This is a genomic window from Pantoea stewartii, assembly GCF_011044475.1.
GTDB lineage: Bacteria > Pseudomonadota > Gammaproteobacteria > Enterobacterales > Enterobacteriaceae > Pantoea > Pantoea stewartii.
This window is the reverse complement of record NZ_CP049115.1, coordinates 2,004,799-2,026,721: the sequence shown is the minus strand read 5'-3', so window position 1 is coordinate 2,026,721 and position 21,923 is coordinate 2,004,799. Positions and strand designations below refer to the sequence as shown.

The 21,923-nt window shown below is 54.5% G+C and carries 20 protein-coding genes and 1 other RNA gene; 14 read left to right on the top strand and 7 right to left on the bottom strand.

Translation table 11 applies throughout. The features are described 5' to 3' along the window. The first annotated feature begins 65 nt into the window (after positions 1-65). From mscS to G5574_RS09555, 3 genes are all read left to right on the top strand, one after another. Positions 66-941 carry a small-conductance mechanosensitive channel MscS gene (mscS, locus tag G5574_RS09565; RefSeq protein ID WP_164482544.1) on the top strand — a complete coding sequence of 292 codons (876 nt, stop codon included), beginning with the start codon at positions 66-68 and terminating at the stop codon, positions 939-941. Positions 942-1,063: 122 nt separating this feature from the next. Next, positions 1,064-1,687, top strand: coding sequence for an arginine exporter ArgO (gene argO, locus G5574_RS09560; RefSeq protein WP_164482543.1), 624 nt, complete (start codon positions 1,064-1,066; stop codon positions 1,685-1,687). Between the two features lie 141 nt (positions 1,688-1,828). After that, the gene (locus G5574_RS09555; protein WP_006120834.1) at positions 1,829-2,560 is read left to right on the top strand and encodes an oxidative stress defense protein; all 732 of its coding nucleotides are present in this window, start codon (positions 1,829-1,831) and stop codon (positions 2,558-2,560) included. Between the two features lie 456 nt (positions 2,561-3,016). Here G5574_RS09555 and G5574_RS09550 read toward each other — a convergent pair whose 3' ends face one another. After that, positions 3,017-3,919, bottom strand: coding sequence for a LysR family transcriptional regulator ArgP (locus G5574_RS09550; RefSeq protein WP_006120833.1), 903 nt, complete (start codon positions 3,917-3,919; stop codon positions 3,017-3,019). A gap of 181 nt (positions 3,920-4,100) precedes the next feature. Here G5574_RS09550 and rpiA point away from each other — a divergent pair, with 181 nt between their 5' ends. Both rpiA and serA read left to right on the top strand, forming a co-directional pair. Next, on the top strand, positions 4,101-4,760 hold the full coding sequence (gene rpiA, locus G5574_RS09545) for a ribose-5-phosphate isomerase RpiA (protein WP_164482542.1): 660 nt from the start codon (positions 4,101-4,103) through the stop codon (positions 4,758-4,760). 279 nt (positions 4,761-5,039) lie between these two features. Next, positions 5,040-6,278 carry a phosphoglycerate dehydrogenase gene (gene serA, locus G5574_RS09540; protein ID WP_006120831.1) on the top strand — a complete coding sequence of 413 codons (1,239 nt, stop codon included), beginning with the start codon at positions 5,040-5,042 and terminating at the stop codon, positions 6,276-6,278. Positions 6,279-6,320: 42 nt separating this feature from the next. On the opposite strand, the gene G5574_RS09535 is transcribed toward serA, so the two are convergent. The 3 genes from G5574_RS09535 to zapA form a co-directional block, all read right to left on the bottom strand. After that, positions 6,321-6,917 carry a 5-formyltetrahydrofolate cyclo-ligase gene (locus tag G5574_RS09535; RefSeq protein WP_033739632.1) on the bottom strand — a complete coding sequence of 199 codons (597 nt, stop codon included), beginning with the start codon at positions 6,915-6,917 and terminating at the stop codon, positions 6,321-6,323. Positions 6,918-6,994: 77 nt separating this feature from the next. After that, positions 6,995-7,178, bottom strand: a non-coding RNA gene (gene ssrS, locus G5574_RS09530) — 6S RNA. Positions 7,179-7,217: 39 nt separating this feature from the next. Continuing rightward, positions 7,218-7,547, bottom strand: coding sequence for a cell division protein ZapA (gene zapA / locus G5574_RS09525; RefSeq protein ID WP_006120829.1), 330 nt, complete (start codon positions 7,545-7,547; stop codon positions 7,218-7,220). A 170-nt stretch (positions 7,548-7,717) separates the two neighbouring features. Here zapA and G5574_RS09520 point away from each other — a divergent pair, with 170 nt between their 5' ends. The 8 genes from G5574_RS09520 to G5574_RS09485 all read left to right on the top strand — a co-directional run bounded on the left by G5574_RS09520 (position 7,718) and on the right by G5574_RS09485 (position 17,741). Further along, the gene (locus tag G5574_RS09520; protein WP_006120828.1) at positions 7,718-8,296 is read left to right on the top strand and encodes a YecA/YgfB family protein; all 579 of its coding nucleotides are present in this window, start codon (positions 7,718-7,720) and stop codon (positions 8,294-8,296) included. A 33-nt stretch (positions 8,297-8,329) separates the two neighbouring features. Next, positions 8,330-9,652: a Xaa-Pro aminopeptidase gene (gene pepP / locus G5574_RS09515; protein ID WP_080752861.1), complete on the top strand. Its 1,323-nt coding sequence runs from the start codon at positions 8,330-8,332 to the stop codon at positions 9,650-9,652. After that, on the top strand, positions 9,649-10,827 hold the full coding sequence (gene ubiH, locus G5574_RS09510; RefSeq protein ID WP_054633206.1) for a 2-octaprenyl-6-methoxyphenyl hydroxylase: 1,179 nt from the start codon (positions 9,649-9,651) through the stop codon (positions 10,825-10,827). The genes pepP and ubiH overlap by 4 nt, the downstream gene beginning before the upstream one ends. A gap of 13 nt (positions 10,828-10,840) precedes the next feature. Next, positions 10,841-12,043, top strand: a complete 1,203-nt coding sequence (gene ubiI, locus G5574_RS09505; protein WP_006120825.1) for an FAD-dependent 2-octaprenylphenol hydroxylase — start codon at positions 10,841-10,843, stop codon at positions 12,041-12,043. Between the two features lie 431 nt (positions 12,044-12,474). Then, positions 12,475-13,572, top strand: coding sequence for a glycine cleavage system aminomethyltransferase GcvT (gene gcvT, locus G5574_RS09500; RefSeq protein ID WP_164482541.1), 1,098 nt, complete (start codon positions 12,475-12,477; stop codon positions 13,570-13,572). A gap of 24 nt (positions 13,573-13,596) precedes the next feature. Continuing rightward, positions 13,597-13,983, top strand: a complete 387-nt coding sequence (gcvH, locus tag G5574_RS09495) for a glycine cleavage system protein GcvH (RefSeq protein WP_033739626.1) — start codon at positions 13,597-13,599, stop codon at positions 13,981-13,983. A gap of 81 nt (positions 13,984-14,064) precedes the next feature. Continuing rightward, positions 14,065-16,938: an aminomethyl-transferring glycine dehydrogenase gene (gene gcvP, locus G5574_RS09490; protein ID WP_164482540.1), complete on the top strand. Its 2,874-nt coding sequence runs from the start codon at positions 14,065-14,067 to the stop codon at positions 16,936-16,938. Positions 16,939-16,997: 59 nt separating this feature from the next. Continuing rightward, positions 16,998-17,741, top strand: a complete 744-nt coding sequence (locus G5574_RS09485) for an SDR family oxidoreductase (protein ID WP_164482539.1) — start codon at positions 16,998-17,000, stop codon at positions 17,739-17,741. A gap of 34 nt (positions 17,742-17,775) precedes the next feature. Here the strand turns inward: G5574_RS09485 and G5574_RS09480 are convergent, their stop codons facing one another. Both G5574_RS09480 and G5574_RS09475 read right to left on the bottom strand, forming a co-directional pair. Continuing rightward, positions 17,776-19,203 (bottom strand): 6-phospho-beta-glucosidase, encoded by a 1,428-nt coding sequence (locus tag G5574_RS09480; protein ID WP_164482538.1) that lies wholly within the window; start codon positions 19,201-19,203, stop codon positions 17,776-17,778. A gap of 114 nt (positions 19,204-19,317) precedes the next feature. Further along, positions 19,318-20,037, bottom strand: a complete 720-nt coding sequence (locus tag G5574_RS09475; protein WP_033739684.1) for a MurR/RpiR family transcriptional regulator — start codon at positions 20,035-20,037, stop codon at positions 19,318-19,320. Positions 20,038-20,200: 163 nt separating this feature from the next. On the opposite strand from G5574_RS09475, the gene trhA reads away from it, so the two are divergent. Then, positions 20,201-20,854, top strand: a complete 654-nt coding sequence (gene trhA, locus G5574_RS09470; protein ID WP_033739618.1) for a PAQR family membrane homeostasis protein TrhA — start codon at positions 20,201-20,203, stop codon at positions 20,852-20,854. Positions 20,855-20,886: 32 nt separating this feature from the next. Here the strand turns inward: trhA and ygfZ are convergent, their stop codons facing one another. Continuing rightward, positions 20,887-21,873 carry a tRNA-modifying protein YgfZ gene (gene ygfZ, locus G5574_RS09465; RefSeq protein WP_162285990.1) on the bottom strand — a complete coding sequence of 329 codons (987 nt, stop codon included), beginning with the start codon at positions 21,871-21,873 and terminating at the stop codon, positions 20,887-20,889. Between the last annotated feature and the right edge of the window lie 50 nt (positions 21,874-21,923).

The window sequence follows — 21,923 nt, the reverse complement described above, 5'->3', positions numbered from 1 at the left end:
GGTGTCGGATTACATCTGGCAGTTTTTGTTTTTCCCCCTCGGGGATTCATCAACAGGGCTTACAAATGGAAGACTTGAATGTTGTGGATGGTATCAACAGTGCCGGTGGCTGGTTAGTACACAACCAGGCGCTGATTCTGAGTTATGCCGTGAATATCGTTGCGGCTATTGCCATCATTATTGTCGGGATGGTCATCGCCAGAGTGATTTCAAACGCCGTTAATCGTCTGCTCATCGCGCGTCATATTGACGCCACCGTGGCAGACTTTCTTTCCGCGCTGGTTCGTTATGGCGTCATTGCGTTTACTGTGATTGCTGCGCTGGGACGCGTTGGCGTGCAAACCGCGTCGGTCATTGCCGTGCTGGGTGCGGCAGGTCTGGCCGTCGGCCTTGCGCTACAGGGCTCATTGTCCAATCTGGCAGCCGGTGTACTGCTGGTCACGTTCCGTCCTTTCCGTACCGGTGAGTTTGTTGATCTGGGCGGCGTGATGGGCACCGTACTGAATGTGCAGATTTTCTCGACCACACTGCGGTCGGCGGATGGCAAGATTGTGGTGGTGCCCAATGGCAAAATCATCAGCGGGAATATCATCAACTTCTCGCGTGAACCCGTGCGCCGTAATGAATTCATTGTCGGCGTGGCCTATGAAGCCGATGTGGATGAGGTGATTGCCCTGCTGCGTGAAGTGGTGGAAGCCGATCAGCGTGTCTTAAAAGATCGTGGCATCCAGATTGGCCTGAATGAATTGGGCGCTTCATCGCTGAATTTCGTTGTGCGTTGCTGGAGCAACAGTAGCGATCTGCAGGACGTTTACTGGGATCTGCTCAAGAACTTCAAACGTGCGCTGGATAACAAAGGCATTGGTATTCCTTACCCACAGATGGATGTCCATCTGCATCAGGTGAACAAACCTGACGCGGAAACTGCGGTCACCCGTTAAGCCGATGGGCGGCAGCCGCCGCCCATTAAAATGGCTAATGACGTATTAATTTTTTCCATTTCCGCTAATCATATCGGCTTCTCTATAATGCCTGACATCTGACTGATGTAAGGATATTTCCCGTGTTATCGATTTATTTTCAAGGGCTTGCTCTTGGGGCCGCGCTCATTCTGCCGCTGGGGCCGCAAAATGCTTTCGTGCTTAATCAGGGCGTGAAACGGCACTATCATCTGATGACCGCCACGCTCTGCTCGCTGAGCGATGTTGTGCTGATCTGCGCGGGGATTTTCGGGGGAAGTGCGCTCCTGCAGCAGTCGCCACTGCTGCTGACCGTGATTACCTGGGCAGGTGTGGCCTTTTTGCTCTGGTATGGCTGGGGCGCATTACGGACCGCTTTTCGCCGCGAGCTGGCGCTGGCGTCTGGCCTGGATATCCGGCAGAGCCGAGGCCGGATCATTGCCACCCTGCTGGCAGTCACCTGGCTCAATCCCCACGTTTATCTCGATACCTTTGTTGTGCTTGGCAGCCTGGGAAGCCAGTTTCCTGATACCCACGCGCGTCAGTGGTTCGCCCTGGGGACCGTCAGTGCCTCTGTGTTGTGGTTTTTTGGCTTAGCCCTGTTGGCGGCCTGGCTTGCGCCGTTACTGCAGACAACGCGCGCGCAACGCCTCATCAACCTGCTGGTCGGCGCGGTCATGTGGTTTATCGCGTTTCAACTCGCACAGCAGGCTATCACACGATTTTGAGCAAAAGGTAAACGAAAACGGGTTATCCAGACCCGTTTTCCGAACTTTTGTCATTACCTTCACTCCAAGCAAGGCGTAATATGATGCGCGTGCCGGCTTCGGACCCGAAGCCACCGAACTGACCTTTCAAGGAGGACTTTCATGAAACTGAAAGCATTGGCGCTTGTCGCGATGATGAGCGCAGGGGCATTGCCTTTAAGCGCACAGGCTGATGAACTGCCAAACGGACCGCATGTTGTGACGTCAGGCAAAGCGACGGTTGATGCCCGCCCGGATATCGCGACGCTGTCAATTGTGGTGAATGTCTCATCGAAAGATGCCGCAGAGGCAAAGAAACAGGTCGACAGTCGTGTTGCGCAGTATTTTGATTTCCTGCAGAAAAACGGCATCGAGAAAAAGGATATTGAGGCGGCCAACCTGACCACGCAGCCAGAATACGATTATACCAAAGACGGTAAATCACAGCTGAAAGGTTACCGTGCGGTACGTCAGGTTCAGGTGACCGTCCGCCAGCTGGACAAGCTGAATGAGCTGCTTGACGGCGCGCTGAAATCGGGCCTGAACGAAGTTCGCAGCGTCGAGTTAGGCGTCGCCAATCCTGAGCGCTACAAGCAGCAGGCGCTGAAAGCCGCCATCAAAAATGCGACTCAGCAAGCCACAGAACTGGCAGAAGGCTTTAACGCCAAACTGGGGCCAATCTACAGCATTCGCTATCAGGTCGCTAACTACCAGCCTATGCCGATGAATCGCATGTTTAAAGCCTCCGCGGCAGCGGCCGATACTTCCGCGCAGGAAACCTACGACCAGCAAAGCATTAACTTCGATGACCAGGTTGATGTGGTTTTTGAGATGAAACCCAATACGGCACAGTAAGCTTATCGATGCTGTCGTGAAGCCATCAGCGGCCGTGTTTACCAGGTGCGCTTTGCACCGCTGATGCGGTGCCTTCCCATCGCTCAGCAACCTGACGGACTGTCGCAGTCGGCCTGTTCCTTTGCCGGCGGCGCTTTTCCCCCGCATCCCTGCGGGGGGCAATCCCTGGTTGATTCCCGCTTTTCAGCGCCCGGTATCACCTGCTGAAATCACGCCCCTGATGGCCATGGAGCCGTGCTGCTTTTAGCAGGGTACACTCTCACTGCAACGCCTGACGCTTGCTGCGGCACAGGGGATTATTTTCTTTAGTTCAGCAGAAGCCCTGACAGGCTGTCCGGTTCCGGGCGGTTTGTTCGGAGAATAAGCAGGCCGGGAATGCTGCCCGGTAGCGGCAGAGAGTCGCGTTTGACACGCACCGTCCCCAGTTTATCCGACCTTCACTTTCGCCTTTGGCCGCTATTCCATCGTGTCCTGACGCAGAACCCGATGACCATGCGCAATCAGCGCATCGGTGACCCGACGCATCAGTCGGCTTTCCGGTGCAAAACGGTGCCAGTACAACATCCGGCGCTGATACAGCCCCGGTGTCAGATCGATCAGCTCACCGCTCGCCAGTTCGCGCTCAATCTGCAGATGCGGGATCATACAGCAGGTTGAGCCCTGACGGGCCATCTGCACAAAGGCTTCAGAAGAGTTAACGATATGGCAGGGTACGCTGCCCGGCGAAAGATCGAAGTTCTGCTGTAAAAAGGCCTGATGCATATCATCCAGATGGTCAAATGCGACGGCAGGCGCTTTCAGCAACGCGGAACGGGTGACGCCGTTGGGAAAAAAGCGCTCGGCAAAGTCACGAGAAGCCACAAACAGGTAATCCAGGGCGCCCAGTTGATCAACCAGACAACTGGGTAAAGGCTGGGGCTGGATACTGACTGCGCCGACCACTTCGCCACGTCTCAGCCGTTCCTGCGTACGGGTTTCATCTTCAACCTGGAGGTTAAGGCGCACCGGCGAATCGGCCAGCACGTCTTTTAATGCAGGCAACAGCCAGGTGGCCAGACTGTCGGCGTTCACCGCCAGGGAGAGCAGTAACGGCGTCGTACCGCTGATTTCGTCCCCCAGCCACTCTTCCTCCAGCAGTTCAACCTGGTGCAACAGCGCAAGCAGCTTTTGCCCCTGCTCAGTGGGACGAGGGGGCACGGTGCGAACCAACAGCGGCTGACCAAACAGGTTTTCCAGCTGTTTGATGCGTTGCGATACGGCCGACTGGGTGATGCACAGTTTTTGCGCAGCACGTTCAAAGCCACGTTCACGTATCACTGCGTCCAGCGCCTGAAGCGTTCTGTAGTCCGGGCGTTTCATTATTCTTTTCTCTCCTTCAGGGTGGACGTTACGATGCCACAAATGTGCCTGAGCAAAAGTCTGGGGTATTTTTGTGGGCTGGCTTCCAAAGCATTAAATCCGCCCAATGCATCCGAGCATTTTCAGCAAACCTTGCTTTATACTACGCGCATTTTCTTATCGCACAGGTTCTAAACATACCATGACGCAGGATGAACTGAAAAAAGCTGTTGGTTGGGCTGCACTTGATTATGTCCAGCCAGGTACGATCGTCGGCGTGGGAACAGGCTCTACCGCTGCCCATTTTATTGATGCGCTCGGCAGCATCAAACACCAGATTGAAGGTGCCGTGTCCAGCTCTGAAGCCTCCACGCAAAAGCTCAAAAGCCTCGGTATTCAGGTGTTTGATTTGAATGAAATCGATGACCTGGCCATCTATGTTGATGGTGCCGACGAAATTAATCCCCAGATGCAGATGATCAAAGGCGGCGGTGCCGCGCTGACCCGCGAAAAAATCGTCGCGGCCGTGGCTAAAAAGTTTATCTGTATTGCCGATGCATCGAAAGAAGTCGACGTGCTGGGGCATTTTCCGTTGCCCGTTGAAGTGATTCCCATGGCACGCAGCTACGTCGCGCGTGAACTGGTCAGGCTGGGCGGTTTGCCTGAGTATCGCCAGAATGTCGTCACTGACAACGGTAATATCATCCTGGACGTGCATAATCTGCGTATTCTGGATCCCATTGAGCTGGAAAAAACCATTAACGCGTTACCGGGCGTCGTCACCGTCGGGCTTTTCGCCACCCGGGGTGCCGATGTGGCGTTGATTGGCGGACCGGATGGGGTCAAAACGCTGAAAAAATAACGCGACGGGCGCATAATTTGCGCCCGCGTTTTTTAATTAAAAAAAAACTTTTCTCGCCAGGCTGAAATTTGGTGACTTATGTCACATAAGCGTCATCAACAGCGGGTTCATTCTCCCCGATGCGGCCAACCCACGATTTTGTCCGGCAAAGTTTGGCTTCTGAATCCAGCCAGCCAGCCGGTCAGGCAATCGTTTGTATTGCTGCTGGCGTTTTTTTTGATATTTTGACTGCTGGCTGACTGCGTTCAGTCCTCGTTGAATTCTGAATAGGGTTGGGAAATGGCAAAGGTTTCACTGGAAAAAGACAAGATTAAGTTCCTGCTGGTGGAAGGTGTCCACCAGAGCGCGCTGGACAATCTTCGTGCTGCAGGTTACACCAATATTGAATTCCACAAAGGCGCACTGGATAGCGAGTCATTAAAGGCTTCCATCCGTGACGCGCACTTTATCGGTATCCGTTCCCGTTCCCAACTGACTGAAGAGATTTTTGCCGCAGCAGAAAAACTGGTCGCTGTGGGCTGTTTCTGTATCGGTACCAACCAGGTTGATTTAAATGCGGCGGCAAAGCGCGGTATTCCCGTTTTTAACGCCCCGTTTTCTAACACGCGCTCGGTCGCCGAACTGGTGATTGGCGAAATGCTGCTGATGCTGCGTGGCGTGCCAGAAGCGAACGCCAAAGCCCATCGCGGTGTCTGGAATAAGATTGCTAAAGGCTCATTCGAAGCGCGCGGTAAGAAGCTGGGCATTATCGGCTATGGTCACATTGGTATGCAGTTAGGCGTGCTGGCCGAGGGCCTGGGCATGCACGTGTATTTTTATGATATTGAAAATAAACTGCCGCTGGGTAATGCCTCGCAGGTGCGAAGCCTGACGCAGTTGCTGAATATGAGCGATGTCGTCAGTCTGCATGTGCCTGAAACCGCCTCGACACAAAATATGATCTCTGCTGACGAGCTGGCGCAGATGAAACCTGGCGCGCTGTTAATCAACGCCTCACGCGGCACCGTCGTGGATATTCCGGCACTGTGTGACGCGCTGGCCAGCAAGCAGGTCGGGGGCGCGGCCATTGACGTGTTCCCGGTTGAGCCAGCCACAAACAGCGATCCGTTTGTCTCGCCACTGAGTGAGTTCGATAATGTCATTCTGACGCCACACATCGGGGGTTCCACCGAAGAAGCGCAGGAAAACATTGGTATCGAAGTGGCAGGCAAACTGGCGAAATATTCCGATAACGGTTCAACGCTGTCTGCAGTGAACTTCCCTGAAGTGTCCTTGCCGATGCACGGCGTCAGCGCAAGCCGTCTGCTGCACATTCATGAAAACCGTCCGGGTGTGCTGACCGCAATTAACCAGATTTTTGCCGAACAGGGCATCAATATCGCCGCGCAGTACCTGCAAACCTCACCCATGATGGGGTATGTGGTGATTGATATCGATGCCGAGCACGAACTGGCAGAGAAAGCGCTGCAGCTGATGAAGGCTATCCCTGGCACTATCCGCGCCCGTCTCCTCTACTGATTTATCAAAATAATCAACCCAGGCGCACAACAGTGCCTGGGTTTATTCTTCCCACAACCACAACGTTGACGGCGTCAGCACGGCGGGCAAAGGAATATCCCAGGCCGCCACAGGCAGCGAATCGACCAACTGGCAGTCGTGCGCGATGCCAACCGGTAAAAAAGCGTGCTGTTTCCAGTTTTGTAACGTGCGGTCGTAAAAACCGCCCCCCATGCCCAGACGCTGACCACTGCGATCAAAGGCCACCAGCGGCACCATCATCACATCCAGTTCGTCCAGCGTAACCATATGCCGGATATCGAGTGGCGGTTCAGGAATACGTAGCTTGTTCGGGCTCAACGGCGTTTCTGGCGTATAGCGCAGAAAAAGCAGATGACCGGCAGAGAAGGGATGAAGCACAGGAAGATAAACGCGTTTGTTCTGCTGCCATAATTTTGCGATAAGCGGACGCGTATTAATTTCCCCATCGACGGATAAGAACAGCGCGACGTTTTGGGCGTCGGAGACAGGCGCAAAGTTAATCGCGTGTTCCGCAAGCTGTTCGGCGGCAGTATGTTGCTGTTCCGGGGTTAAGGCGCGACGTAAATGACGAACATGCTGACGAATGTCCTGTCGCTGAAGTAAAGAGGGTTCTGACATGGTGTCCCCCAGAAGAAGTCGCCTGAGCGACGCACTATATCATGTCTGGTGGGGGATAATGCAGTACAACCAGAAAGGAGATCTCCGAGATGCCGCCGTAGGCTGTAACCCTTGAACCCTTGGTTCAAGGTGAACATGCCGTCGCAACCATCAGGCTTCTCGGACGGACCGAGCATGCTCACAGGTTGCGGAGCGTCACATTCTGTTGGTATGAAATATCGGCTCAGGGGACTGGCCCACTTGCAAACATCTCAGAGAAAATTGACTTCACCGTCAGTGTAGCACAGTGACCATGAAGTATTATTCGAACTTCGCATCCTGACGATCAGTTATGCGACCTTGCTCAACTAATGCCTGCTCTATCGTCTGCTGTAACATACGGATTCGTTGTTCCATATTAGCAGCATAGTCGCGCGTCTTGTTTTTTTCTTGTGCCAGTTCATGGCAAATGTTTAACGCGGCAATGAACACCAGTTGCTCTGTATTGGTGACTCTAGTGCGAACTTTTAAATCTTGCAACCGTTGATTGAGATCTTCCGCCGCCGCGTTCAGCGCATCTTGCTGTTCAGGCGGACAATTTACTCTCAAAGAACGACCAAAAATTTGTAAATCTACCGGTTGTGCAGACATGCCACCTTCCTGACTGATTACCTGGCTCGCCATTCCCTTAGCCTTCAATGGCCTGGGAGGCGGGCAACTATATAGACCTGAGAAATAAGATACAACCCCTTTTCTGGAAACCTTGAGGCAGCTAGTGGTAGCATACCACGAACTCTTACAGCCAACGACGATGAAAAATGATGTCTTCACAGAACGCAACCCCTGATTACAATGCGCTGGCGGCGGCGCTCTCACAGCACGGCGTCGGAATGACACCTGCCGAAATGCACGGATTACTCAGCGGTATTCTGTGTGGCGGTAATCAGGATACCAGTTGGAAAACGCTGGTCCACGATCTCGCGAATGAAGGCATGGCTTTTTCGCACACGCTGGCCCAGCCGCTGCAGGATTTGCATGCAAATATTACGACGGCGCTTGAAGAAGATGGCTTTCTCTTTCAACTGATGCTGCCCGACGATGATGACATCACCGTGTTTGATCGGGCGGACGCCCTGGCTGGCTGGGTAAACCATTTTTTACTCGGCCTGGGCGTAACTCAGCCTAAACTGGATAAGGTCACCGGCGAAACCGGCGAGGCCATTGATGATCTGCGTACTATCGCGCAGCTTGGCTATGACGAAGACGAAGATCAGGAAGAGCTGGAGCAGTCGCTGGAGGAGGTGATCGAGTACGTCCGCGTCGCGGCGCTACTTTGTCATGATACGTTCACGCGCCCGCAGCCAACCGCACCTGAAGTACAGAAGCCAACGTTACACTAAGCCAGATATCTCAGTTCAACAGGGAGTGCAGACATGATTTCACTGGAGACCTTCCAGCAGCGTCGTCAGGCGCTGTTAGCGAAAATGGTTCCGGGCAGCGCAGCGTTAATTTTTGCGGCGCCTGAAGTAACGCGCAGTAACGACAGCGAATATCCGTTTCGTCAAAACAGTGATTTCTGGTACTTCACAGGTTTTAATGAGCCTGAAGCCTTACTGGTGCTGATCAAAAGTGATGAGAACCACAACCACAGTGTGCTGTTTAATCGTGTCCGCGACCTGACCGCAGAAATCTGGTTTGGTCGCCGTCTGGGCCAGGAGGCGGCACCGGCAAAACTGGGTGTGGATCGCGCACTGCCCTGGAACGATATCGGTGAGCAGCTTCATCTTTTGTTGAACGGTCTGGATGAGGTTTATCACGCGCAAGGGTTATATCCTGAGGCTGATAAGCTGGTGTTCAGTGCACTGGATAAACTACGTCGCGGTTTCCGCCAGAACCTGAGCGCCCCTGCCAGCCTGACAGACTGGCGTCCCTGGGTACATGAGATGCGCCTGTTCAAAAGTCCGGAAGAAATCGCCATTCTGCGCCGTGCAGGTGAGATCAGTGCGCTGGCCCATACGCGCGCTATGCAGGCCTGTCGCCCCGGCCTGTACGAATACCATCTGGAAGGCGAAATTCATCATGAGTTTAACCGCCACGGTGCGCGTTTTCCCTCCTACAACACCATCGTCGGTTCCGGTGAAAATGGATGTATTCTGCACTATACCGAGAATGAATGTGAGCTGCGGGATGGCGACCTTGTGCTGATTGATGCGGGATGTGAATGGCAGGGGTACGCAGGCGATATTACCCGCACCTTCCCGGTAAACGGTAAATTCTCACCTGCTCAACGTGCTGTCTACAACATCGTGCTGAAATCGTTAGAGACGGCATTATCCCGTTTCCGACCTGGCGTCAGTATTCGCGAGGTGAATGATGAGGTGGTGCACATCATGGTGACCGGTCTGGTTGAACTGGGCGTGTTGCAGGGCGAGGTTGACGCGTTAATTGCTGAAGACGCGCATCGCAAATTCTTTATGCATGGCCTGAGCCACTGGCTGGGGCTGGATGTCCATGATGTGGGGCACTACGGCACGCCAAGCCGGGATCGCATTCTGGAACCGGGCATGGTCATTACTATTGAACCAGGCTTATACATTGCCCCCGATGCCGACGTGCCGGTGGAATACCGCGGTATCGGCATTCGCATTGAGGATGACATTGTGATCACTGAAACAGGTAACGAGAATCTCACTGACAGCGTGGTGAAAGATCCGGATGCTATTGAGGCGCTGATGGCGGCGGCACGCGCAGGATGACCGTCCTCATCGCGGGTGGCGGAATGACCGGTGCCACGCTGGCGCTGGCTATTTCGCACCTGACACAGGGCGCGCTGCCCGTCACGCTGATCGAAAGCAGCGAACCTGCCAGCCGCGCGCATCCAGGTTATGACGGCCGTGCCATTGCGCTGTCTGCCGGCACCTGTCAGCAACTGGCCAATATTAATCTCTGGCAGCGCATTGCCCCCTGCGCAACGCCGATCACGACGATCCATGTTTCCGATCGGGGTCATGCGGGTTTTGTCTCACTGACGGCCAGCGACTATGCGATTCCCGCGCTGGGCCAGGTCGTCGAATTGTTCGACGTAGGCCAGCGTTTATTCGCGCAGCTTAAACAGGCTCCCGGCGTCACCCTGCGCTGTCCGGCACGGGTCACCAATGTGAACCGTACTCAGGCGCACGTGAAGGTCACGCTGGATAATGATGAACAGCTGGACGCTGATGTGCTGGTGGCGGCTGATGGCACGCGTTCGGCTGTCGCGGCAGCCTGCGGTATTCAGTGGCAAACCGAAACTTATCAGCAACTGGCACTCATTGCGAATGTCACCAGCGAGATACCGCACCAGGGGCGGGCCTTTGAACGGTTTACTGCGTTCGGCCCGCTCGCCCTGCTGCCGATGTCTGACAACCGTCTGTCGCTGGTGTGGTGTCATTCATTGGATAAGCGCCCGCAGCTTGAGCGCTGGGACGACGAGACGTTTCTCAGCGAACTTCAGCACGCGTTCGGCTGGCGACTGGGGAAATTTACCCACACCGGTAAACGCGATATCTATCCGCTGGCATTGCAACAGGCCGAACCGGTCGTTTCACATCGTGTTGCCACCGTGGGCAACGCAGCCCAGACGCTGCACCCTATTGCCGGGCAGGGATTTAACCTGGGCCTGAGGGATGTCATGTCCTTAGCCGAAACCCTGGCCACCGCGCACCGGCAGCAACAGGACCCTGGCAGCTATGCTGTCATGCAGCATTACCGCCAGCGTCGCCAACAGGATCGGGCCACGACCATCGGTCTCACCGACGGTCTGGTGCGCCTGTTTGCCAACCGCCATGCACCGCTGGTCGTCGGGCGCAACCTTGGCCTGCTGGCAATGGATCATCTGCCGTTGCTGAGAAATCTTCTGGCCGAGCGCACGCTTGGCTGGGTTAAGCGTTAACTGAGAGGCACTGATGCAAACTTATGATGTGGTGATCGCCGGTGGCGGTATGGTAGGACTGGCCGTGGCCTGCGGTCTGCAGGGCAGTGGCTTGCGTATCGCCGTACTCGAACAAGCGCCCGAGCCGCAATTTGATGCCACCGCTTCTCCGTCTGTCCGCGTATCGGCTATCAATGCGGCCAGTGAACGTCTTTTACAAAAACTGGATGTCTGGTCGACGATCCTGTCGCTCAGAGCCAGCCCTTATCAGGCCATGGAAGTCTGGGATCGTGACAGCTTCGGTGCTATCTCATTTGACGGTGAGCAGCAGGGCTTAACCCATCTCGGGCACATTATCGAAAACCCGGTGATTCACTGCGCCTTATGGCAGCGAGCCAGGCAGTGCAGTGACGTGACGTTGCTGCCGTCGTCACATCTTCAGCAGGTGGCATTTGGCGATAACGAAGCCTTCATTACGCTACAGGATGGCGGCATGATGAGCGCACGGCTGATGGTTGCCGCAGACGGTGCCAATTCTTGGCTGCGCAACAAAGCCGATATTCCGCTGACTTTCTGGGATTATGAACACCATGCCCTGGTGGCGAACATCCGTACCTCCATGCCACATGATGGCGTCGCGCGTCAGGTATTCCATGGGGATGGCATTCTGGCGTTTCTGCCGATGCAGGATCCGCATCTGTGCTCCATCGTCTGGTCGCTGTCGCCCCAGGAAGCCACCCGGCTGGAAACGATGCCTGAGGCGCTCTTTAATCAACAGTTGTCGGTGGCGTTTGATATGCGCCTTGGCCTGTGCGAACTGGAAGGCGAACGGAAGGCATTCCCCCTCACGGCACGCTATGCGCGCAGCTTTGCTGCACATCGCCTGGCGCTGGTGGGCGATGCTGCGCATACCATTCATCCGCTGGCCGGGCAGGGTGTCAATCTCGGTTTTATGGATGCCGCAGAGTTGATTGGTGAAGTTCGCCGCCTGCATCAGCAGGGCAAAGATATCGGGCAGCACCTCTATCTGCGCCGCTATGAACGCAGCCGTAAACACAGTGCCGCCATGATGCTCGCGGGCATGCAGGGATTTCGTGAGCTGTTTGCGGGCAATAATCCGGCTAAAAAGCTGCTTCGCGATGTCGGGCTAAAATTGGCCGATAATTTACCGGGCGTGAAACCTGTCATGTTGCGGCAGGCGATGGGCCTGAACGACATTCCCGCCTGGCTTCGCTGACGCGAATCCCTTTCTTAAAGCCAGCGTAATTGCTGGCTTTTTTATTTTAAAAAAGGACTGCACCGTAAAAATGCAGTCCTGCACCGTTGCAGCGCCTCATTTGATTTATTCTAATTTTGCGTGATGTTTCGCATTACTTATTTTTATTCGACGCCATTTTTGCTTCGCTATTTTTTTAACATCTTGCGTGTCGGTACGAATAAAATGGCTGTAAAAAAATGAATAGGTCGTATTTGTTGTGTGTCAAATCACAAAATTACAGTCTTTTGTCCTGCTTTTTCTTTTGCGCGATTAGGCTGTGCGCCTGCGTTCGACCTCGCTTTGCTTATGGTTAATCGACCCGTTCAGTGGTAACGTCATTGCAAAGAGAACGTTTGCGTCGGCTCCCGGCGGCGTGGTTTCAAACTTACTTGTTTCAGCACAGGATAGTTATGACTCAGCACACACCTCTGTTTGACCAGCATCAGGAAAACGGTGCGCGTATGGTGGATTTCCATGGCTGGATGATGCCGCTGCACTATGGCTCCCAACTGGATGAACATCATGCTGTTCGCAACGACGCAGGCATGTTTGATGTTTCGCACATGACCATCGTCGATCTGCACGGTGCACGTACGCGTGAGTTTTTGCGTTTTCTGCTGGCAAACGATGTCGCGAGGCTGACGCAACCCGGCAAAGCGCTTTACACCGGCATGCTGAATGCGTCGGGCGGCGTGATTGACGATCTGATCGTGTATTTCATGGATGAGACGTTTTTCCGCCTGGTCGTGAACTCTGCGACGCGTGAAAAGGATCTGGCATGGATCAATGAGCATGCACAGGGTTATGGCGTGGAAGTCCGGGAGCGTGACGATCTGGCGATGATCGCCGTGCAGGGCCCACAGGCCCAGCAAAAAGCACAAACGCTCTTCCGTGATGCACAGCGTCAGGCTGTACAAGGTATGAAGCCGTTCTTTGGTATCCAGGCCGGGGAGCTGTTTATCGCCACCACCGGTTATACCGGCGAAGCGGGTTACGAGATCGCGCTACCTGCGGCGCAGGCCGTTACATTCTGGCAGCGCCTGCTCGCCGCGGGCGTCAAACCCGCCGGGCTGGGCGCACGCGATACATTGCGTCTGGAAGCGGGCATGAATCTTTACGGTCAGGAAATGGATGAAAGCGTCTCACCGCTGGCCGCCAACATGGGCTGGACCCTGTGCTGGGAACCGGCGGACCGCAATTTTATCGGGCGCGAAGCACTGGAAAGTCAGCGCGAAAAAGGCACTGAAAAACTGGTTGGCCTGATCCTGACAGAAAAAGGCGTACTGCGTAACGGCCTGCCCGTGCGTTTTACGGATAGTCAGGGGCAGATGCAGCAGGGCATTATTACCAGCGGATCTTTCTCACCAACGTTGGGTTACAGCATTGCGCTGGCCCGCGTGCCTGCGGGCATTGGCGAAGACGCTATCGTTGAAATCCGCAACCGTGAAATGCCCGTAAAAGTGACTAAACCCGTTTTCGTTCGCGCCGGCAAGCCGGTTGCGCAGTAAAACATAATTACAGGAGAAAGGGCGATGAGCAATGTGCCAGCTGAGTTGAAATACCGCGACAGTCATGAATGGCTGCGCAAAAATGCGGATGGATCTTACACCGTCGGCATCACCGAACACGCGCAGGAATTACTGGGCGATATGGTCTTTGTGGACCTGCCAGAAGTAGGGGCGACGTTCGCTGCCGGCGAAGAGTGCGCCGTCGCCGAATCCGTAAAAGCGGCTTCCGATATCTATTCTCCTGTCAGTGGCGAAATTATCGCCGTGAACGACGCGCTGAATGATTCCCCAGAGCTGGTTAACAGCGAGCCTTATCAGGACGGCTGGTTATTCCAGATCAAAGCCAGCGATGAGTCAGAACTAGACTCACTGCTGGACGCGGATGCCTACAAAGCATCTATTGACGAGTAATCGTTGCGCGGCCTCCAGATGAGGCCGCCGATATCTGACCAGCACTCTCTGTTCCCCAGCCCGATTCAGGATTTACAGCTCATGACTCAGACTCTCAGCCAGCTTGAACACAACGGTGCGTTTATTGAGCGCCATATTGGTCCGTCGCCAGAACAACAGACCGTTATGCTGGAGGCGATTGGTGCCAGCTCTCTGGCGTCGTTGATTGGTTCTATTGTTCCCGCCGACATTCAGTTGCCCGGTCCGCCCGCCGTTGGCGATGCGGCAACTGAACAGCAGGCGCTGGCAGAGTTAAAAGCGATTGCCGCGCAAAACCTGCGCTACAAATCCTGGATCGGCATGGGATACAGTGCGGTGATAACGCCGCCCGTTATCCTGCGGAACATGCTGGAAAATCCGGGCTGGTACACGGCTTACACGCCGTATCAGCCCGAAGTTTCTCAAGGACGCCTGGAGGCGCTGCTAAACTTCCAGCAGGTCACCATTGATCTGACCGGCATGGATATCGCGTCCGCTTCACTGCTGGATGAAGCCACCGCGGCGGCCGAAGCGATGGCGATGGCAAAACGCATCAGCAAACTGAAAAATGCCAACCGGTTCTTTATCGCTGATGATATCCATCCGCAAACGCTGGATGTGGTACGGACCCGCGCCGAAACCTTTGGTTTTGAACTGATTATCGACAGCGCGGAGAAAGCCCTGGAGCACGATAATCTGTTTGGTGTCCTGCTTCAGCAGGTGGGCACCACGGGCGAGGTCCACGATTACACCAGCCTGATTGCCGAGCTGAAAACCCGTAAGGTGGTCGTCAGCGTGGCCTCGGATTTTATGGCCCTGGTGTTACTTGAATCGCCGGGCAAGCAGGGCGTGGATATTGTGTTCGGTTCCGCTCAGCGCTTTGGTGTACCAATGGGCTATGGCGGTCCTCATGCGGCCTTCTTTGCCAGCCGTGATGAACACAAGCGTTCTATGCCTGGCCGTATTATCGGTGTCTCACGCGACGCCGCTGGCAACACCGCGTTGCGTATGGCGATGCAAACTCGCGAGCAACATATCCGTCGGGAAAAAGCCAACTCCAATATCTGTACCTCTCAGGTGCTGCTGGCCAATATCGCGGGACTGTATGCCGTGTTCCACGGACCTGTTGGGCTGAAACGTATCGCTTCACGTATTCACCGCTTCACCGATATCCTGGCTGCCGGACTGCAACGTGGCGGGCTGAAGCTGCGTCATCACCACTGGTTCGACACGTTGACAGTGGACGTGACCGATAAAGCCGCCGTGTTAAACCGTGCGCTGAGTTTCGGCGTTAACCTGCGTAGTGATATTCATAACGCTGTCGGTATCACGCTGGATGAAACCACATGTCGTGAAGACGTTGCGACATTGTTCGCCATCCTGCTGGGCGATGATCATGGTCTGGATATCGATCAACTTGATAGCCAGGTTGCGGCAGACAGCCAGTCAATCCCTGCAAGCCAGCAGCGCGTCAGCGACATCCTCTCTCACCCTGTGTTCAATCGCCATCACAGTGAGACCGAGATGATGCGCTATATGCACAGCCTGGAGAAAAAAGATCTGGCTCTCAACCAGGCGATGATTCCGCTGGGTTCATGCACGATGAAGCTTAACGCTGCCGCAGAGATGATTCCCATCACCTGGCCTGAATTTGCCGAAATGCATCCGTTCTGCCCGGCAGAACAGGCGGGCGGCTACCTGCAAATGATTGGCCAGCTTTCCCAGTGGCTGGTTCAGCTTACCGGTTACGATGCGCTCTGCATGCAGCCGAACTCCGGTGCACAGGGGGAATACGCGGGGCTGTTAGCGATTCGTCGTTACCATGAAAGTCGTGGTGAAGGTGAACGTCACCTTTGCCTGATTCCCAGCTCAGCACACGGGACCAACCCGGCCTCAGCCCAGATGGCGGGCATGGATGTGGTGGTCGTGGCCTGTGACAAACAGGGTAATATCGATCTGGGCGACCTGCGCGAAAAAGCCGCACAGGCGGGCGATAAACTGTCATGCATCATGGTGACCTACCCATCCACGCACGGCGTGTATGAAGAGACTATTCGTGAAGTGTGCCAGATCGTGCATCAGTACGGCGGCCAGGTGTACCTGGACGGTGCGAACATGAATGCCCAGGTGGGTATTACGACGCCGGGTTATATTGGCGCTGACGTTTCGCACCTTAACCTGCACAAAACTTTCTGTATTCCGCACGGCGGCGGCGGCCCGGGCATGGGACCTATTGGCGTGAAAGCGCATCTGGCACCGTTTGTACCCGGTCACAGCGTGGTGCAGATTGATGGTGTGCTGACACAGCAGGGCGCTGTCTCTGCTGCACCGTTTGGCAGTGCTTCCATTTTACCAATCAGCTGGATGTACATCCGCATGATGGGCGCGGAAGGGCTCAAGCAGGCCAGTTCGGTGGCGATTCTCAATGCCAACTACATCGCCAGCCGTCTGAAATCAGCTTATCCGATTCTGTATACCGGGCGGGATGGTCGTGTGGCGCACGAATGTATTCTGGATATTCGTCCGCTGAAAGAGCAGACCGGGATCAGTGAACTGGATATTGCAAAACGCCTCATCGACTACGGTTTCCATGCGCCAACCATGTCATTCCCGGTCGCGGGCACGCTGATGGTGGAACCTACCGAATCGGAAGGCAAACTGGAGCTGGACCGCTTTATTGATGCCATGCTGGCGATTCGTATGGAAATTGGGCGGGTGGAAAAGGGCGAGTGGCCAATGGATGATAATCCGCTGGTTAACGCGCCTCACACACAAATGGAAGTGACTGGCGAATGGTCGCATCCTTACAGCCGCGAGCTGGCCGTTTTCCCGGCAGGCAGCCACAATAAATACTGGCCAACAGTGAAGCGCCTGGATGATGTTTTTGGTGACCGCAACCTGTTCTGCTCATGTGTACCGATGAGCGACTATGCCTGAGTCGGGTTAACACAACTGTTTTGAGGGCCGGTTTTCGGCCCTTTTTTATGGAGGCTCAGATGAAACTCGCGCTTGTTACTGGCGGTAGTCGCGGCATTGGCCGTGCGACCGCCGTTTTACTGGCGACACGGGGCTACCGTGTGGCCGTGAATTATCGCGCGCGCGAAAGTGAAGCGCAGCGGGTGGTGGATGAGATTGTGCGTAACGGCGGAGAAGCCTTTAGCGTACAGGCCGATATCAGTGACGAGGCGCAGGTCATGGCGCTGTTTCAACGGCTGGATCAGGAGAACCTGCCGCTCTCGCTGCTGGTAAATAACGCCGGTATCCTGTTTCAGCAATGCCGTCTTGAGCAACTGGACGCGGCGCGCATTCAACAGGTTTTTGCCACAAATGTCACGGGCACCTTCCTCTGCTGTCGTGAAGCCGTCCGGCGCATGGGAACGCACCTGGGAGGACTGGGCGGCAGTATCGTGAACGTTTCCTCCGCGGCAGCCCGTACGGGTTCTCCCGGTGAATATGTCGACTATGCCGCATCGAAGGGCGCGATGGATACGCTGACGAAAGGTCTGTCACTGGAGGTCGCGCAACAGGGGATTCGTGTCAATGGTGTGCGGCCCGGTCTGATCTACACCGGGATGCATGCCGATGGCGGGGAGCCCGGCCGGGTCGACCGACTGGCGAGCGGCGTTCCGATGGGACGTGGTGGACATGCCGAAGAAATTGCAGAAGTGGTGATCTGGCTGGCCAGCGATGCGGCCTCTTACATCACCGGCAGCATCATTGATGCCGCCGGCGGGCGGTAAATTCATGCCGCAGCGTGACGCTGCGGCAGCCGACTTACAGCTTTTCACCGTTACTGGCGATAACCTGCTGATACCAGGCAAAGCTTTTCTTTTTCGCGCGTGAGAAATCACCGCTGCCATCGTCGTTTTTGTTAACGTGAATGAAACCGTAGCGCTTGTCGTACTGGCCGGTCGTAAAGGATACACAATCGATGCAGCCCCACGGCGTATATCCCATGAGATCCACACCATCATGAATGACGGCTTTTTTCATCTCTGCGATATGCGCCGCCAGATACGCAATGCGGTAATCATCTTCGATCACGCCCTGCGCATTCGGTTTGTCGATCGCGCCAAAGCCGTTTTCCACGATAAACAGCGGCTTCTGGTAGCGTTCGTACAGATCGTTCAGCACATAACGCAGGCCAACGGGATCGATCTGCCAGCCCCAGTCTGAGGCGCTGACATGCGGGTTTTTGACCACCCCGTCAAAACTGGTAATGGGGTCGTCAACACCGCTGGCGCTGTGCTGCACGGCATTACTCATGTAATAGCTGAAACCGATGTAATCGGCACAGCCCTGACGCAGGGTATCTGCATCCTCTGGTTGCATCTCAATGTGGTAGCCTTTGCGTTCCCACTCTTTCAGCGCGTAGGCAGGGTAGTAACCGCGCATTTGTACATCGCTAAAGACATAGCGTTGATGCATCGCTTCTTTAGCCAGCATGACATCGTCCGGATGGCAGGAGAACGGATAAACCGGCACCATGGCGATCATGCAGCCAATTTTGAAGTCCGGGTTGATCTCGTGTCCGCGCTTCACCACCCGGGCACTGGCAACGAACTGATGGTGCATGACCTGATACATCGCCTGTTCAGGTTTTTCATGGTCGGTGAAAATAACGCCGGAACAGCAGTAGCCAAACAGCGGATATTGCCAGTTACGTTGGTTATTAATTTCGTTAAAGGTCATCCAGTATTTAACTTTATTTTTGTATCGTTCCAGCACGACTTCACTGAAACGCACAAAGAAATCGACGACTTTACGGTTATGCCAGCCGCCATACTCTTTTACCAGGTGGTAGGGCATTTCAAAATGGGAAAGAGTGATTACTGGTTCGATGCCATATTTCAGTAATTCATCAAACAGGTCATCATAAAACTGCAGGCCGGCTTCGTTAGGTTGCTGCTCATCGCCATTAGGGAATATACGCGTCCACGCAATCGAGGTACGGAAGCATTTAAATCCCATCTCCGCAAATAACGCAATATCCTGCTTGTAGTGTGAGTAAAACTCGACGGCCTGATGATTAGGGTAAAATTTTCCGGGCTGAACGCCATCGGTAATGACACGATCCACGCCGTGTGCACCCCCTGTCAGCACGTCAGCGATGCTAATACCTTTTCCACCCTGATCCCACCCGCCTTCAACCTGGTGAGCCGCGACGGCACCGCCCCACAAAAATGTGTCTGGTAAGCTCATTACCCACTCTCCAATACAGATAAAATTGGGCTGAGTGTAGCAAAGCACTTTATAAAGTCACGGTATAACACCGTGCGAAAAAAGGGATTTGTCACAGCTAAAAAACGCTGTGTTTTACTGGCTTAACCGTCGGCCAAGCGATTCGATAATATAAATCGCCGGTACCTGAGTGGTAATATCGCAGTTATCCGCCAGGCGGATAACCGGGACGTGATAGGAAACCGTAAAGTCGCTCATTTTTGCCAGCGAACAGTTTTCACTGTTGGTGACCGCAATAATTTTGCATTTATTCAGGCTAAACTGGCTGGCGATACGCAGCACTTCTTCTGTTTCGCCCGAGACAGAAAGGATGATCGCCAGGGCATTTTCATACAGGCTCGGACTGACGGGATAATAAGGATCATCAATAGCATGACTGAATTTCCCCACATTCGAAAAAAAACGTGCACCGTATTTTCCCAGGCTTCCTGATGTGCCCACACCAATAAAAAAAACCCGCTCAGCCTGCCTGATCATCGCGGCTGCCTGGGTGATGACCTGCTCAAATTCAGCATTATTGATGCTTTTAAAAAAACTCAGCATATCGGCCGGGCCAGAGACCGGTAAAGCTGGGGCCGTGTGTTCCTGGGCCAGCCGCAGACGGATACGAAACTCAGACCAGCCTTCACAGTGCATTTTGCGACAGAAACGCAGCACGGTGGTAGTTGACACGGCGGCCTGCTCCGCCAGTTCACGAATGGTCATGTAACTGACACTTTCACGATGTCTGATGATGTACTGATAAACCTGCAATTCCAGATCGTTGAGCGTGGCAAGATCGTGATGCGCGAACATGAAAAAATCACCAGATAGTTGACCAGTCAGCATTTTAACAGAATTTGAACCGGCGTTGACCGCATTAATTAATTTAAGCTTACACTTGTACACTGAAACTTTTTCTGATTAATTTGTCTGGTGATTAATCTGCAATGGCTCTCACTTTTCAGGCAGGAAGGTTATGACGCATAAACATTTTTCCACGCAGGGCTATCCACTGGCAGAGGAAATTGCCAACAGTATCAGTCACGGGCTGGGTTGCCTCTTTGGAATCGTTGGGTTAGTGCTGCTACTGGTTAAAGCAACAGCGATCCATGCGGATGTCACCACCATTGTCAGCTCAAGCCTGTATGGCGGCAGCATGATCGTGCTGTTTCTGGCGTCCACGCTTTATCACGCTGTCAGTCATCCACGCGCCAAACGCGTGCTGAAAAAAGTGGATCACTGCGCCATCTATCTGTTGATTGCGGGCACTTATACGCCGTTTTTGATGACAGGGCTGCAGTCACCGCTGGCTCACGCATTAATGGCGGTCATCTGGGGACTGGCGCTGCTGGGCATCCTGTTTAAACTGACGATCGCCGAACGCTATAAGGTGCTGTCACTGGTCACGTATCTTTGTATGGGATGGCTGTCGCTGGTGGTGGTCTATCAACTGGCGATGAAACTGTCGCCGGGGGGAATCTGGCTGTTGGCGCTGGGAGGCATCATCTATTCCCTGGGGGTGATCTTTTATGTGGCGCGCCGCGTGCCGTTTAATCACGCCATCTGGCACGGTTTTGTGTTAGGCGGCTGCATCTGTCATTTCTGCGCCATTTATTTCTACGTCATGTAGAAACAGGGCGGGAGATGTTCCCGCCCCGACACTCAGTTTTCGTCCAGCGAATAAGGCAAAGGCTGAATAGTGAGTTTGCCTCCTTCATCCCCTTCGACGCGCAATACGCTGTCTGGCTCCAGATCGTTATTCATCACGACCTGCACCCAGGTCACGCCATCATCAAGCTGCACGGCGGCGAGAACGGTACCTGTGCGACGCCAGCGTTCACCCATCTGCAATTCCAGCGAGTCGTTTGCGGCAGGCAGATGGCTGGCCTGGCCTGACAGCCAGTACAGGGCGCGCTTATTGGCGCCACGGTATTTCGCGCGGGCCACCATCTCCTGCCCGGTGTAGCAGCCTTTTTTGAAGCTGATCGCGTCCAGTGCCTGCAAATTAGTCGCCTGGGGAATAAACTGCGCGCTGGTCGCAGGTTCAATCACCGGAATACCGGCTTCAATGTCCAGGGCCAGCCACTGTGTGCTGTCTGTTAACTGAGCATCCTCGGCCAGCTTCTGTTTCAGTGCTTCTGCCTCAGCAAGCGAGGTGACCAGTAAAAAGCGCTCTGCGGGCTGGGCAAACCACAGCAGGGTGGTTTCGCCCTGGTGCACCACGGGAGTGGTACTGTCAGGAAGGGCTTCAAACCGGTCGGCCAGCGCCGCGCGAGCCTGGAAACCGGCAACGCCCAGTAACACCACATCGTCATCGGCGGCCAGCGTCACTTTAGAGAATACGGCGTATTTTTTTAGCTCCGGCAACTGAGTATCACGCAGTGCCCGGCGCACTAAATAGGCATAACCTTCGCCGCGGTGAAACAGACGCAGATTGCTCCACATTTTGCCTTTCGCATCGCAGTGGGCGGCGGGCAGATGATGGGCGGCATCCAGCGCGGCGACATCCAGCGTCAACTGACCCTGCAAATAGGACGTACTGTCAGGGCCCACTACAGACACCAGAGCCCAGGTATCCAGAGACATTAACGTGAGCGGCAGACGCGATGAGGCCGCAGGTTGACGTGGGGGAAGCGTAAATGTTGGCATTGATAAATCCTGAGTATGAAGGTTCATCCGGAACAATATCTTCAATGGTA

Excerpts from the sequence above, each read along its gene's own strand:
- mscS (WP_164482544.1), top strand. The coding sequence starts at position 66 with ATGGAAGACTTGAATGTTGTGGATGGTATCAACAGTGCCGGTGGCTGG.
- G5574_RS09555 (WP_006120834.1), top strand. The coding sequence starts at position 1,829 with ATGAAACTGAAAGCATTGGCGCTTGTCGCGATGATGAGCGCAGGGGCA.
- G5574_RS09550 (WP_006120833.1), bottom strand. The coding sequence starts at position 3,919 with ATGAAACGCCCGGACTACAGAACGCTTCAGGCGCTGGACGCAGTGATA.
- rpiA (WP_164482542.1), top strand. The coding sequence starts at position 4,101 with ATGACGCAGGATGAACTGAAAAAAGCTGTTGGTTGGGCTGCACTTGAT.
- serA (WP_006120831.1), top strand. The coding sequence starts at position 5,040 with ATGGCAAAGGTTTCACTGGAAAAAGACAAGATTAAGTTCCTGCTGGTG.
- G5574_RS09535 (WP_033739632.1), bottom strand. The coding sequence starts at position 6,917 with ATGTCAGAACCCTCTTTACTTCAGCGACAGGACATTCGTCAGCATGTT.
- zapA (WP_006120829.1), bottom strand. The coding sequence starts at position 7,547 with ATGTCTGCACAACCGGTAGATTTACAAATTTTTGGTCGTTCTTTGAGA.
- G5574_RS09520 (WP_006120828.1), top strand. The coding sequence starts at position 7,718 with ATGTCTTCACAGAACGCAACCCCTGATTACAATGCGCTGGCGGCGGCG.
- pepP (WP_080752861.1), top strand. The coding sequence starts at position 8,330 with ATGATTTCACTGGAGACCTTCCAGCAGCGTCGTCAGGCGCTGTTAGCG.
- ubiH (WP_054633206.1), top strand. The coding sequence starts at position 9,649 with ATGACCGTCCTCATCGCGGGTGGCGGAATGACCGGTGCCACGCTGGCG.
- ubiI (WP_006120825.1), top strand. The coding sequence starts at position 10,841 with ATGCAAACTTATGATGTGGTGATCGCCGGTGGCGGTATGGTAGGACTG.
- gcvT (WP_164482541.1), top strand. The coding sequence starts at position 12,475 with ATGACTCAGCACACACCTCTGTTTGACCAGCATCAGGAAAACGGTGCG.
- gcvH (WP_033739626.1), top strand. The coding sequence starts at position 13,597 with ATGAGCAATGTGCCAGCTGAGTTGAAATACCGCGACAGTCATGAATGG.
- gcvP (WP_164482540.1), top strand. The coding sequence starts at position 14,065 with ATGACTCAGACTCTCAGCCAGCTTGAACACAACGGTGCGTTTATTGAG.
- G5574_RS09485 (WP_164482539.1), top strand. The coding sequence starts at position 16,998 with ATGAAACTCGCGCTTGTTACTGGCGGTAGTCGCGGCATTGGCCGTGCG.
- G5574_RS09480 (WP_164482538.1), bottom strand. The coding sequence starts at position 19,203 with ATGAGCTTACCAGACACATTTTTGTGGGGCGGTGCCGTCGCGGCTCAC.
- G5574_RS09475 (WP_033739684.1), bottom strand. The coding sequence starts at position 20,037 with ATGTTCGCGCATCACGATCTTGCCACGCTCAACGATCTGGAATTGCAG.
- trhA (WP_033739618.1), top strand. The coding sequence starts at position 20,201 with ATGACGCATAAACATTTTTCCACGCAGGGCTATCCACTGGCAGAGGAA.
- ygfZ (WP_162285990.1), bottom strand. The coding sequence starts at position 21,873 with ATGCCAACATTTACGCTTCCCCCACGTCAACCTGCGGCCTCATCGCGT.